General features: G+C 26.7%; 9 protein-coding genes and 1 pseudogene. All 10 read left to right on the forward strand.

The features are described 5' to 3' along the window. Positions 1-369: 369 nt before the first annotated feature. The 10 genes and pseudogenes from CRV12_RS00915 to sppA all read left to right on the forward strand — a co-directional run bounded on the left by CRV12_RS00915 (position 370) and on the right by sppA (position 13,036). Positions 370-1,938: an anthranilate synthase component 1 gene (locus CRV12_RS00915; RefSeq protein WP_136130772.1), complete on the forward strand. Its 1,569-nt coding sequence runs from the start codon at positions 370-372 to the stop codon at positions 1,936-1,938. Continuing rightward, a complete protein-coding gene (locus CRV12_RS03885) occupies positions 1,938-2,519 on the forward strand; it encodes a glutamine amidotransferase-related protein (RefSeq protein ID WP_136130773.1) in 582 nt (193 codons plus the stop codon). The genes CRV12_RS00915 and CRV12_RS03885 overlap by 1 nt, the downstream gene beginning before the upstream one ends. 14 nt (positions 2,520-2,533) lie before the next feature. Beyond that, complete coding sequence (gene trpD / locus CRV12_RS03890) at positions 2,534-3,532, forward strand: anthranilate phosphoribosyltransferase (RefSeq protein ID WP_136130774.1); 999 nt, start codon at positions 2,534-2,536, stop codon at positions 3,530-3,532. Between the two features lie 2 nt (positions 3,533-3,534). Continuing rightward, complete coding sequence (trpCF, locus tag CRV12_RS00930) at positions 3,535-4,893, forward strand: bifunctional indole-3-glycerol-phosphate synthase TrpC/phosphoribosylanthranilate isomerase TrpF (protein WP_136130775.1); 1,359 nt, start codon at positions 3,535-3,537, stop codon at positions 4,891-4,893. A gap of 43 nt (positions 4,894-4,936) precedes the next feature. Beyond that, positions 4,937-6,127 carry a tryptophan synthase subunit beta gene (trpB, locus tag CRV12_RS00935; RefSeq protein ID WP_136130776.1) on the forward strand — a complete coding sequence of 397 codons (1,191 nt, stop codon included), beginning with the start codon at positions 4,937-4,939 and terminating at the stop codon, positions 6,125-6,127. Beyond that, positions 6,127-6,939, forward strand: a complete 813-nt coding sequence (trpA, locus tag CRV12_RS00940; protein ID WP_136130777.1) for a tryptophan synthase subunit alpha — start codon at positions 6,127-6,129, stop codon at positions 6,937-6,939. Before trpB ends, trpA begins: the two co-directional genes overlap by 1 nt. Before the next feature lie 57 nt (positions 6,940-6,996). After that, complete coding sequence (locus CRV12_RS00945; protein ID WP_136130778.1) at positions 6,997-7,743, forward strand: YciC family protein; 747 nt, start codon at positions 6,997-6,999, stop codon at positions 7,741-7,743. A gap of 500 nt (positions 7,744-8,243) precedes the next feature. After that, a pseudogene (cls, locus tag CRV12_RS00950) lies at positions 8,244-9,703 on the forward strand (cardiolipin synthase). Positions 9,704-10,149: 446 nt separating this feature from the next. Further along, on the forward strand, positions 10,150-10,965 hold the full coding sequence (gene xthA, locus CRV12_RS00955; protein ID WP_136130779.1) for an exodeoxyribonuclease III: 816 nt from the start codon (positions 10,150-10,152) through the stop codon (positions 10,963-10,965). 205 nt (positions 10,966-11,170) lie between these two features. Further along, complete coding sequence (gene sppA, locus CRV12_RS00960; RefSeq protein ID WP_136130780.1) at positions 11,171-13,036, forward strand: signal peptide peptidase SppA; 1,866 nt, start codon at positions 11,171-11,173, stop codon at positions 13,034-13,036. Positions 13,037-13,216: the final 180 nt, after the last annotated feature.

The raw sequence follows: 13,216 nt of genomic DNA on the forward strand, positions 1-13,216 counted from the left end.
TTAATTGTTCTGTATTTAATGCTAAATATAAAATAATAAATAAATACACAAAAAAACTTTAAATGCTATATCAAATTGATATTATTATATATTATTTGAATTAAAGTTAATATCAATAATATAAAAATATATTAATAATATAATAAATATAAATAAATAAATTAATACCTAATAAAATATTATTTTTTAACTAACTTATTAAATTAAAATCATGTTGAAGTTATAGCTACCAAATATAGTATATTGTTTTTAATTTTATTTATAATTAAGTATCTTATTATTAAGGAATATGAATAATTTTTGTTTAAAACCACTAATTTTAAATATATTTTTTAGATAAAAGTATCATGTAATTTAGAGAAAATTATTATGTCAAATGACAAACTTTTAGTAAAATTAATTAGTGTTGATGCACCTTATCATGAAAATCCTGGAGTACTATTTCATCAATTATGTGGCACACGACCAGCAACTCTGTTGCTTGAATCCGCAAATATAAAAAGCAAACAAAATCTAAAAAGCTTATTAATTATAGATAGTGCATTACGTATTACTGCATTAGGCAGCTATGTTTTTATACATGCTTTATCAAAAAATGGCCAAATACTGTTATCACTATTAGATAATGTGTTACCTAATAATATACATAATGAGGTAGTTGCATTAAATAAACGTAAATTAAAATTCCCAGTTATTCATAATATTAAACAAGATGAAGATAATCGTTTAAAAAACCCATCGATACTTGATCCACTAAGATTAATTTTACAATTAATAAAAATACCTTCAGATAAAAAAGAAGCATTTTTACTTGGTGGTTTATTTGCATATGATTTAGTTGAAAATTTTGAGACTTTACCCAAGATCAAAAATGAACAAAATTGTCCTGATTATTGTTTTTATCTATCTGAAATTTTATTAAAAATAGATCATAGAAAAAAAAATTCTTGTTTACAAGGCAGTATATTTTGTAAATCTGTAGAAGAATCACGACGATTACATATTAGGATTAAAAAATTGCAAAGCAAAATGTTACAAACATTTTCTAAATTACCCATAAAAAAAATTAAAAATATGCAACTTAAAATGAATCAAAGTGATAAAGAATATTGTAATACAATAAATCAAATGCAAAAATCGATACGTTCAGGGGAAATATTTCAAGTAGTACCATCTCGTCGTTTTTATTTGCCATGTCCTTCTCCGTTAGCTGCATATAATATACTAAAAAATGACAACTTAAGTCCATATATGTTTTTCATGCAAGATAGAGATTTTTCATTATTTGGTGCATCTCCGGAAAGTTCACTAAAATATAGTGCCAATTCACGTCAAATAGAAATATATCCAATAGCAGGAACACGTCCTAGAGGACGTCATAGTGATAATTCTTTAGATTTAGATCTTGATAGTCGTATTGAACTTGAAATGCGTACAAACCACAAAGAACTTTCAGAGCATCTAATGTTGGTTGATTTAGCACGTAGTGATTTAGCTCGAGTTTGCATACCAGGCACTCGTTATATAGCTGATTTAACTAAAGTTGATCGTTATTCTTATGTAATGCATTTAGTCTCTCGAATTATAGGAACACTGAAATCAGATTTAGATGCATTACATGCATATCGAGCTTGTATGAATATGGGCACTCTTACTGGCGCACCTAAAGTACGTGCTATGCAATTAATAGCAGCTGCAGAAGGTACTAGACGTGGTAGCTATGGTGGTTCAGTAGGATATTTAAATTCACAAGGTGATTTAGATACATGTATTGTTATTCGTTCTGCTTATGTTGAAAATGGAATCGCTACAGTACAAGCTGGAGCTGGTATAGTTTTGGATTCTAACCCACAAGAAGAAGCAGATGAAAGCCTTAATAAGGCTAGAGCAGTATTACGTGCTATTGCAACTGCACATCACTGTGAGGAAATATTTTAATGGCTAATATCTTACTGATTGATAATATCGATTCTTTTACGTATAACTTTGTTGATCAATTAAGAATTTTTAACCATAAGGTATGTATTTATAGAAATAATGTCCATGTTAATATATTAATAGATCAAATTCATAACATGAAACATCCTATTCTTGTTTTATCAGCTGGACCTGGATCACCTAAATATGCTGGTTGTATGTTAGAAATAATTAAAGAATTTTGTGGATATATTCCAATTATAGGTATTTGCCTTGGTCATCAAGCTATTATAGAATTTTATGGAGGTAATGTTTGTCAATCAGGAGAAATATTACATGGAAAAAGTTCTTTGATAGATCACGATGGAAAGGATATGTTTCAAGATCTCATGAATCCAATGTCAGTTGCACGTTATCATTCCTTAGTAGGTATTAATATACCATCATGTCTCACTATAAACGCTAAATATAAAAATATGGTCATGGCAGTAAGAAATAATACAGATAGAGTATGTGGATTTCAATTTCATCCTGAATCTATATTAACTATGCAGGGGGCACGTTTAATTAAACAAACATTAAATTGGGCATTGATAAAATAAAAGTGGAGATAAATATGAATGCTATTTTAGATAAACTTTATCATGCAAGGATTCTTACCGAGCTAGAAACTTATAAGTTATTTGAAGCTATCATTCATGGTCAACTTAATCAATCACAGTTAGCAAGTGCTTTAATTGCAATGAAAATACGTGGGGAAACTCAAGAAGAAATTTTTGGTGCATTAAATGCTTTATTAGATAATATAAAACCATTTCCTCGTCCAGAATATATATTTGCAGATATAGTTGGAACAGGTGGAGATTTAAGTAGAAGTATAAATATTTCTACAGCTAGTGCTATTGTAGCAGCATCTTGCGGTTTAAAAATAGTTAAACATGGTAGTAAAGGTACATCTAGTAATTTTGGTTCGTCTGAAATGTTAACATCATTAGGAATAAATTTAAATATTTCATCAAATAAAGCACGTAAGATGTTAGATGATTTAAATATTTGTTTTCTATTTGCGCCAAAATATCATACTGGATTTTGTCATGCAATACAGGTTCGTCAGCAATTAAAAACTAGTACTATGTTTAATATATTAGGACCATTAGTTAATCCAGCACGTCCACCTTTGTCTGTTATCGGTGTATATAGTCCAAAACTTTTATTGCCAATTGCTAATATATTAAAATTAATGGATTATCAGCGTGCAATAGTAGTTCATGGAGGTGGTATGGATGAAGTAGTTTTACATGATGTAAATCATATTGCTGAACTACACAATGGTAAAATTACATTATATAGCTTAAAAGCTGAAGATTTCGGATTTGATTTTCATTCAAAAAAATTATTAACTGTAAACACTCCAGAAGATAATCGCAATATTTTTATAGAATTACTTAAAGGTAATGGTCAAAAATCACATGAAGAAACTGTTGCTGTTAATGTAGCTATGCTTCTTAAGATTTTTGGTAATGAAAATTTAAATGATAATGCACAATATGCACTTAACATTATTCGGAGTGGAAAAGTATATAAACTTTTATTAGATCTGTCATCAAGAGGATAAATATGCAAGGTATTTTCAATAAAATTATTCAGGATAAAACAGTTTGGATTGAAAAACGCAAAAAGAAGCAACCGCTTATTAGTTTTCAAAAAAAGATTAAACCTTCAAATCGTAATTTCTATGATGCACTAAGAGGACCAAATACCAAATTTATTCTTGAGTGTAAAAAAGCATCACCATCAAAAGGATTGATTAGAAAAGGTTTTAATCCTTTAAAAATAGCTAGTGTTTATAGGCATTATGCATCCGTAGTTTCTGTTTTAACTGATGAAAAATATTTTCAAGGAGATTTTTCTTTCCTCTCAATAGTTAGTTCTGCTATTAAACAACCAGTTCTTTGTAAAGATTTTGTCATCGATCCTTATCAAATTTATCTAGCACGTAATTACTATGCTGATGCTATTTTATTAATGTTATCTATTTTAGATGATAAACAATATTGTCAATTTGTATCAATTGCTAATGAACTAAATATGGGAGTATTAACGGAAGTTAGTAATAAACAAGAAATTGATCGTGCAATTTCCCTTAAAGCAAAAGTTATAGGTATTAACAATCGTAACTTTCAAGATTTTTCAGTTGATTTAGAACGTACAAATCAGTTAATTTCATATATTCCACAAGGTGAAATAGTCATTAGTGAATCTGGAATTAATAATTATTCTGATATTAGAAAGTTAAGCCATTTAGTTAATGGATTTTTAATTGGTTCTAAATTAATGGAAGAAGATAACCTTGAAATTGCAATTCGTCGCATGCTGCTAGGGAATAATAAGGTATGTGGTCTGTCTCGTTCTGAAGATGCATATGCAGCATATAATTCAGGTGCCATTTTTGGGGGATTAATTTTTGTTGAAGGATCTCCGCGTAAAATAAATATGATACAAGCCAAAAGAATAGTAGCTAATACACCTCTTCAATATGTGGGTGTATACAGAAATACTGATATTAGTGAAATTGTAACAAGTACATTTAAACTTGGTCTATCAGTTATTCAGTTAAATGGAAATGAAAATCAAGATTTTATCAATAAACTACGTAATGAATTACCTCCTCATGTACAAATTTGGAAAACTTTAAGTGTATACGATAAGCTTCCAGAACGTAATTTATCAAAAATCGATTGTTACATATTCGATAATAAGCAAGGAGGTTCAGGACAAAGTTTTAATTGGGATTTGCTTAACAATCAAGTGCTTGACAATGTAATATTAGCTGGTGGATTAAATGTAAATAATTGTATGATAGCTTCTAAAATAGGTTGTTTTGGACTTGACTTTAATTCAGGAATTGAAAGTGCTCCTGGTATTAAAGATCTAAATAAAATTCAATCTGTATTTAAAATAATTCGTGATTATTAAAAAAATAGTTAACCATAACATTCCTTAATAAAGGGAATAAAACATGACTTTATTAGATCCTTATTTTGGTGAATTTGGTGGCATGTATGTACCGCAAATATTAATGCCAGCTCTTTTACAACTTGAAGAAGCATTTATTGCTACACAGAGTGATAGTACATTCCAATTTACTTTTAATGAATTATTAAAGAATTATGCAGGTCGTCCTACTCCATTAACACTGTGTAAAAATTTAACAAAAGGTACAAAAACTAATTTATATTTGAAACGTGAGGATTTATTACATGGTGGTGCTCATAAGACAAACCAAGTTTTAGGGCAAGGTTTATTAGCTAAAAAAATGGGGAAAAATAAAATCATTGCTGAAACTGGTGCTGGTCAACACGGCGTAGCTGTAGCGATTACATGTGCGTTATTAAATATGAAATGTAATATTTACATGGGAGCTAAAGATATAGATCGACAATCAACTAATGTATTACGTATGCGTCTTATGGGTGCTAAAGTAATTCCAGTTAATATTGGAGCTGGAACTTTGAAAGATGCTTGTAATGAAGCATTACGCGAATGGTCTGATACATATCAAAATACACATTATATACTTGGTACAGCTGCGGGACCTCATCCTTTTCCAACTATAGTACGTGAATTTCAACGAATGATAGGTAAAGAAACTAAAGAACAAATATTGAAACAAGAAGGTCGTTTACCAGATATAGTTATTGCTTGTGTGGGTGGTGGATCTAATGCAATAGGTATGTTTGCTGATTTTATTCAAGATCAAAAAGTAGAATTAATTGGTGTTGAACCTGCAGGATATGGTATTGAATCAGGTCAACATGGTGCTCCAATTCAACATGGTAGTACAGGCATATATTTCGGAATGAAATCACCTATGTTACAAACAGATGATGGTCAAATCAAACAATCTTATTCCATTTCTGCTGGTTTAGATTTCCCTTCAGTTGGTCCTCAACATGCACATTTAAATAGTATAGGACGCGCTAATTACGTGTCAATTACAGATAAGGAAGCCATAATAGCATTTAAAAAATTGTGTATTTTAGAAGGAATTATTCCGGCATTGGAATCTTCACATGCTTTAGCTTATGCTTTAAAAATTATAAATTTAAATCCACAAAAGAAACAGCTTGTAGTGGTAAATATCTCTGGTCGAGGTGATAAAGATCTTTCTATTGTTAACGATTTTCTCAAATTTCATAAGGAGATATGATGAAACGTTATAAAAAGCTTTTTAGTAAGTTAAAAAACAAAAAAGAAGGTGCATTTTTTCCTTTTATTGTTTTGGGAGATCCATCGCCAACATTATCATTGAAAATTATAGATGCTTTAGTTGAAGGCGGAGCAGATGGCCTAGAATTAGGTATTCCTTTTTCTGACCCAATAGCGGATGGTCCAATTATTCAAAATGCTAATTTACGTGCATTTAATTCAGGAATTAATGTTTCAAAATGTTTTGAAATAATTTCTAATATACGTCATAAATATCATGAATTACCTATTGGATTATTAATTTATGCTAACCTTATTTTTTCCAATGGAATTGAAAATTTTTATATTCATTGCTCTAAATTAGATATCGATTCAGTTTTAATTGCTGATGTACCAATAGAAGAATCCAAGCCATTTAGTCAAATAGCATTAAAATATAACATAAATCCAATATTTATTTGTCCTCCAAATCCTGGAGATAAGTTATTACGTGATATATCATCTAATAGTTATGGATATGTTTATCTATTATCTCGTACAGGTGTAACTGGTATTGAAAAACCTGCAAATTTGACATCTCGACTTTTAATAAATAAGTTCCGTTTATATAATTCACCTCCATTAATGCAAGGTTTTGGTATTTCTAATGTTAATCAAGTTAGTAAAATTATTTCAAGTGGAGTTGATGGTATAATTATTGGTTCCGCCATTGTAAAAATTATCGAAAATTATTTTAGACAAACTGATTTAATGCTTAATAAATTGAAAATTATGTCTAATAATTTTAAATCTGCTAGCCTTAATATCACTTAAAATAAATAAAATTTATATGTTTAATGATTAATTTTTTGAATATTATAAGGAGTTAATATGCAAATCACGGCAAATTCTTTATACCGTGACAGTAGGAATTTTTTTCAACATCAATTGATAACGTTGATATTAATTGCTTTATTAGCTGCTGCTGCTGATAGTATTTTGATACACTGTCTAATAAACAATAACACTGAACAGTTAATAATATCCGAACGAAACAATATTCAAGATTATTCTTCATTTAAAATGATCAACAATATATCATCAGAACAAAAATATAAATTACTGCGTAATTTTATACTAGTTAATTTTTGTGAATTAGTTGGTAATACCTTCTTATTAGGAGGTGTTCTTTATTTAATTCCTGCTGTTTCTAAGAAAAAACAAGTGAGCCTATCAGGTGCCATGAATGAACTCATTTCATTTCTGCCTAACCTTATAGTTTTAATTTTGCTAATAAATATAATAACACAAATTGGGTTTATGATGTTAATTTTCCCAGGAATTTTGTTAACTGCTTTATTATCAATGTCTCCAATAATATTGGTAAACGATAAAATAGGAATTTTTGAATCAATAAACAATAGTATTAATATAGTATTAAAAAATATAAATATAATCGCTCCTGTAATTACTTTATGCTTATTAAGCAAAATAATTTGTATAATATTTTTTTCTTTTATGTCAATGTTTTCAGAAAATTTAATGTTATTTTTATTTATTGTTGTAAAAAATTTAATTATCACTTTTATGATAGTTTATTTATATAGGTTCTATATATTATTAAATAAACAATTTTAATATTATTAAATTAAGTAATTTTTAGATTGAGCAAATATCTATTATATTTTCAGTAAATTCATCAAAAAAATAATAATTTTAATATTTTTATTTGTGAATGAAGTGTGATATTTTGGATAATTTATTATTATATTTAAAATAAAATACTTAACATTAGTAATATTTTGTAGTAATCTTTTTAAAATAAGATTATTTTACTTAAAATGATAATATATAATACTTAATTAATATAATTTTTTTCAACAAAATAATTGTTGACTTATTTACTTAAAAAAGTAATAACCTATTGCTATATTTATCAAATGCTTATTTTATCAAAAAGAACAAATGCTAAGTTTTATAAACAAAGGATGATTAATCTATTTTTTATTTTAAATAATATACTTTTACTTCTTTTTAAAGCAATTATCCAATAATTAATTTCTTAATTTAATAATATTGTGATAAATATTTTTTAATTAATAATTATACATTAAAGCACTAAATAGGATATTAAATTAATGATTAGCTTTTATAAGCTTATAGATTTTTTTTTCTTTTCATTTATTGGTTATTAATAGCTAATGTTACTTTAAGAATACTGATGAAACGTCGAGCTGTTAATTCATCAATAGTTTGGTTATTGGTTATATATGGTATCCCTATAGTAGGTATAGTTACCTATCTATCCTTTGGTGAATTATATCTTGAAAAAAATAGAATTAAAAGAATGCGTTCTACATGGATACATACTAATAACTTTCTTAAACAACTTAAAAAAAGACAAGAAATTTTTACAACAGAGCATAGTACTGTTGCACATTCATTATTTCAACTTTGCAATAATAGACAAGGCGTTCCTGGAATTAAAGGTAATAAATTAAAATTAATATCTGATCCAAATGATATCATAAAATCTTTAATTAATGATATCAAAATTGCGCGTCATAATATAGAAATGATATTTTATATATGGCATCCAGGTGGATTAGCTGATGAAGTTGCTGAATCTTTAATAAAAGCAGCTTATCGTGGAGTAAAGTGTCGATTATTATTAGATTCTGCTGGAAGTATATCATTCTTTCGTAGTAACTGGGTAAAAAAAATGCGTAATGCTGGTATTGAAGTAATAGAAGCACTAAAGATAAGTGTATTACAATTTTTTTTACGTCGAATTGATTTACGTCAACATCGTAAATTAGTATTAATAGATAACTATACTGCTTATACTGGCAGTATGAATTTAGTAGATCCTTGTTTTTTTAAACAAAATATTGGTATTGGCCAATGGATAGATTTAATGGTACGTATAGAAGGACCTATTTCTATATTTATCAGCATTATTTTCAATTGTGATTGGGAAATAGAAACAGGAAATCGTATTTTACCTATTTATGAAAATAAACATATAAATAATATACATGAAAAAAACTCCTGTGTTGCTCAAATAGTTGCATCTGGTCCTAGTGTTCCTAAAGATATTATGCACCAATCACTTTTAACAGCTATATATTCGGCACACGAAAATTTAATTATGACTACACCTTATTTTGTTCCTAGTGAGGATTTACTGCATGCATTATGTACTGCAGCATTAAGAGGTGTAAATGTTGATATTGTTATTCCACTAAACAATGATTCTACATTAGTTAGTTGGGCAAGTCGTGCATTTTTTAGTGAATTACTAGAAGCAGGTGTAAATATTTATCAATTTGAAGGGGGTTTATTACACACTAAAAGTATATTAGTAGATGGACAACTAACTTTATTAGGTACTTTTAATTTAGATATGCGGAGTATATGGCTCAATTTTGAAATAACTTTAATTATAGATGATCTTAATTTTGGTAATAATTTAGCTGATATTCAACAAAGTTATATCGCTAGTTCAAGTTTAGTCGATAAAAAAACTTGGTCAAAACGTGCGTTTTGGAAAAAATTTCTAGAAATGATATTTTATTTATTTAGTCCTTTATTATAAAAGAAAGACTTACCTAATTATTAATTAAATAATAATATTACATTCATGTTACTTATTTAAGATATAATTTAATTTTTATATGTGTTTTATAAATTTTTCCTTCTTAATTTTACTTATTAATAACTTTATTTTAACTGCAATTAATTTATTATAGTGAATATGTCAATAGTAATATTTAGTAAAACACAGATTAATATAATTCTTACTTATTAAATATTAAATTTCAAAAAAATCATAATATTTTTAATAATATATTAAATAATAAATTATCATTCATATAATGATGACAAAAATATTTACTGTCAACTTTTAATTGAATAAATTTACATTAAATATAAGAGAAGTATACTAATATATTGAAATTTGATTATATCAGTAGTATCGTTCTTAAAAGAGTTTTCTCTAAACTAAATATATTAATTTAAATTACTAACTTAAAGAATATTATGAAATTTATATCATTTAATGTTAATGGATTAAGATCTAGGATACATCAGATTAAAGAAATAATAAAATCTCATCAACCTGATGTAATAGGTTTACAAGAAACAAAAGTAGATGATAATATGTTTCCAATTAAAGATTTGACTATTTTAGGATATAAGATATTTTTTTACGGTCAAAAAAGATATTATGGAGTTGCAATATTAACAAAAATAAATCCAATTGCAGTTCGTAGAGGATTGCCTACTGATAATTTAAATGATGAACGCAGATTAATAACAATAGAAATTCCTACTCCTATTGGTATTATCACTATAGTAAATGGATATTTCCCACAAGGTGAAAATCGTAATCATCCTACAAAATTTCCAGCTAAGAAAAAATTTTTCTCTGATATTAAAAAATATTTGATGAAACAATTAACAATTAGCAAATTTATTTTGATTATGGGTGATATTAATATTACAAGCACTGATCTTGATATTGGGATAGGTGAAAAAAACAAAAAAAGATGGTTACAAATTGGTAAATGTGCATTTCTCCCAGAAGAACGTGAATGGATTAATAATTTGTTTAATTTAGGTTTAATAGATCTTTGGCGACAACAAAATCCAAAAGTAAATAATTGCTTTTCTTGGTTTGATTACCGTTCAAAAGGTTTTAGTGAAAATCGTGGATTACGTATTGATTTATTACTAGCAACTAAAGAATTAGCATCTTACTGTGTAGAAACAGGAATTGATTATAATATAAGAAATATGAATAAACCTTCGGATCATGCACCTATTTGGTCAAAATTTCAATTTTTTAATAAATAGCAGTTATTATATATTATTTAATAATTATTAAAAGTTAACTTATTTGAAATATTAGATAAAAATATTTCACACAAAATTATTTGTTTTATAAATATTGTAAATAAATTTTAGATAAATGATTGTTTTTACAAAAAACTAGTTATCATTTCCGTTAATTATTAAATAATTAAAATGATTTATAGTTTTATTTTTCATGGAGATATTTATGAGGGAAATGTTTTGCACAATTGCCAATATATTTAGATATATATGGTTTACATTAAACTTCATTAGAACATTTATACTCAACTTTTTAGTAATAGTTATATTTATTTTTATTGGCGAATTTTTGTTTAAATCAGTAAATCATCATATTACTATTATCCCAATTAATAAAGGAGCATTAAAATTAAATATAAGAGGTGTTATAGTTGATAAAATACCTGATAATAGCTACATGAATAAAATTATTGAGGAACAAATACTAGGTAAAATCCATAAAAAATATAGTATACGTCAAAATTTACTGTTTGATATCGTTGAAGCAATTCGTCAAGCTAAATATGATAAAAATATTACAGGTATTGTATTAGATTTACATGATTTTTTAGGAACAGATCAAGTTTCATTACAATATATTGGAAAAACATTAGGCGAATTTCGTGCTAGCGGTAAACCTATTTATGCAATAGGAAATAGTTATAACCAATCACAATATTACCTTGCTAGTTTTGCTAATAAAATTTATTTATCTCATGCAGGGTCAGTAGATTTAAGAGGTTTTGCAACTAATCAATTATACTACAATAAATTGTTGAAAAAACTCAAAATAAATTCGTATGTCTTTAGAGTAGGAATGTATAAATCAGCTGTTGAACCTTTTTTATTAGATAGAATGTCCAATAAAATACGTGAAATTGATAACCGTTGGATTAACAAGCTTTGGGATAATTATCTGTATAAAGTTTCTTATAATAGAAATGTTAATATACAACAGATATTTCCAGGAGCTTCAAAGATTATTGAAGAATTAAAAGTTTTAAACGGAGATACTGCAAAATATTCATTAAATAACAAATTAGTTGATTTTGTTGCATCTTCTTCATCAACAGGAAAGCAATTAGCAAAAATATTTGGTTTAAATACCAAAACTAACGAGTATAATAATACAAATATTTATACTTATATAGCTAAAATGAATAGAAAAAATAAAAAAGCAAATATTGCAGTTATTATGGTTAATGGACCTATTATATATAATAAAATTCGTTCAAATAACGTTGTTGGTAATAATATCGTTCAACATATAAAACATGCAAGATTAGATCCTAACATTAAAGCTGTTGTTTTATATATAAATAGTCCTGGAGGAAGCGTAATAGCTTCAGAAGCAATTCGTCAAGAATTATTGGCATTACATCATGACAAAAAACCTATAGTTGTCTCTATGGGTAGTATTGCAGCATCCGGTGGTTATTGGATTTCTACTCCTGCTGATTACATAATAGCGCATCCAAGTACTCTAACTGGATCTATTGGGATTTTTGGTATAATTAATACTGTTGAAAATAGTTTGGATACCATTGGTATACATGCTGATGGTGTTCATTCATCTCCTTTAGCTAAAGTTTTTAATACACAAAGATTACCAATAGAAATTCAACAAATTATGCAAATTAATGTGACTAATGGTTATGATAAGTTTGTTAATTTAGTAGCAAAATCTCGTAAAAAAACTTATAAACAAATTGATGATATTGCACAAGGTCGTGTATGGATTGGTAGTGATGCAAAAAAAAATGGTTTAGTAGATGCTTTAGGTGATTTCGATGATGCAGTCAAAAAAGCGCAAGATTTAGCAAAAATTACTAAACCAAAGTTAATTTGGTACCAAGATAATTCAAAATTAATTTCATTAATGTTACGTAATGCTTCTAAAAATATATTATTTGATTTATTAAGTAATTGGCTTTCTTTACCACTGGTTGATACTATATTTAATATAAATAATCAAACTAGTATTTTAGATGATCTTAATGATCCTCAACATAGGTATGCTTTGTGTTTAGTTTGTAACACAGTAAAGCAATAAATTGCTATTTAATTGTGAACATCTTTGATTTAAAATAACTGAGCTACTATTTTATAGTTTTTATTAATAACTAATTATTTAAAAATATAGTTCAGTTAGATTAGTTTTTCGCTAAGTTAAATGTAATTTTAATGTAAATGAAAATATTAATTCATTCTATTGATAGTTATTAATAATATT

The organism is Candidatus Pantoea edessiphila (assembly GCF_002933315.1).
Classification (GTDB): domain Bacteria; phylum Pseudomonadota; class Gammaproteobacteria; order Enterobacterales; family Enterobacteriaceae; genus Pantoea_C.